Source organism: bacterium (assembly GCA_035370465.1).
Lineage (GTDB): Bacteria > Ratteibacteria > UBA8468 > B48-G9 > JAFGKM01 > JAGGVW01.
Map to the genome: position 1 here is coordinate 1 of DAOOVW010000102.1, position 1514 is coordinate 1514.

The following is a 1514-nucleotide window of genomic DNA, read 5'->3' on the forward strand; positions in this document are numbered from 1 at the left end:
GGCAAAACGTTGTCTACCTACTGCATCTATTTCATCAATAAAAATAATACATGGAGCCATTTTTTTTGCCTGCCGAAAGAGGTCCCGTACTCTGCTGTTATGAACAAGTATTGGTTTGTTTCCAGCAAAAAATCCTTCATTATCACAACCACAAAAATCATATACAAAACCATCATAATGTTTTTTAACAATTTTTTTAACAATTGGTTTTTTAAACTGAAAAGAACTTTGGTTATGTTCATTAAAAGGAGATGATGTTTTTGAAATTTTTATAGTCCAGAAACTTCCACAAGTTATTGGTTTATTTTTAATAACTCTACCCTCTTTATTTTTTCTCTTATAGCAAGAAACTCCAATACTATGCATTGAAGAAAGCCATGAAATTTCCAATGCAAGTTGTTTGCTCACAGTAGACATTGACAAATTACCTTCTTTTGAAATATATCCATCCCCTTTACTAAATCCTTTTAAGTAATTTAAAAAGTATTCCTTGGGTAATTTCCATAAAAATTCAGGGATATGTTTGTTATGAGAACCATTACCACAAGTTTTTTCAAAAAACTCACTTAATATCTTTGAATGATATGTAATCCTTAATGTGTTATCAGATGTATATTCAAGATGTGGGTCAACATTAAAAATATCCTTCATTAGGTTTATAGTGTCTTTATGCAGTGCTTTTTCATGGGAACCAAAAATAAATTGAACATAATAAGGAGTTGTTCTCCCTTCTGCTGTATAATATCCAAGTAGCAATAAAAGAGAGGGAGTAATTTCAATTTGTTTTGGAATTTTTCTCCTTGAAGTATTAAGAACTAATGAAAGAGAAGCAGGGGAATATTTCTTCATTTGCCAGTTGCTGATTGTAGTTTGTGAAACTCCAGTTCTTTTTGCAAGTTGCCCCTGGGGTATTTTCCCTTTGTTTTCCATAATGAATTGATAATTTTCTTCTATTTTTTTGTCATTTTCCCAGAGAGATATTTTCTCTATCTCACATTTTTCAAATTTATGAGACATGATTTTATGTGTTGTTCCATAATTTGGAATAAAACTGCTTCTTACTTTGAAAGGAATATTGACAAGTATATCTCCTTCTTTTAAGTCCCTTACTTGTTTTGCTACAATATAATTCTTTTCTCTAACAAATACACTATGGTCTCCTGTTGTTTTAATTTTTCCACCAAGATAGTGAATTTCATATATTTCTTCTACTTTATGTCTATAAACGCTTTTTATTTTTGACCATTTGGCACCACCAAAGTAAAATTTGTCTAAATTATTTTTAAAGCCCCAGAAATTGGTTGTTCCCTTATAAAAACCAAGTGTTTCAAGATTTGAAACTGCTACTGGATAACCCTCTCCTTTTTTTCTATAATATTTATCAACTACTTTACTTATAGGTTGTAATTTAACTTGATTATTTTCTTTAATTAAAACCATTTCGTCACCACAGATTGATGCTCCTACACCTACAAACATTTCAACAAAATCAGAACCACTCATGCTTAAAAATG

The 1514-nt window shown here is 30.2% G+C and carries 1 protein-coding gene; it reads right to left on the reverse strand.

Translation table 11 applies throughout. The annotated features are described in order from the left end of the window. Positions 1-1503: AAA family ATPase (locus tag PLW95_08180; protein ID HOV22631.1), on the reverse strand; the 1503-nt coding region annotated here is incomplete at its 3' end. Between the last annotated feature and the right edge of the window lie 11 nt (positions 1504-1514).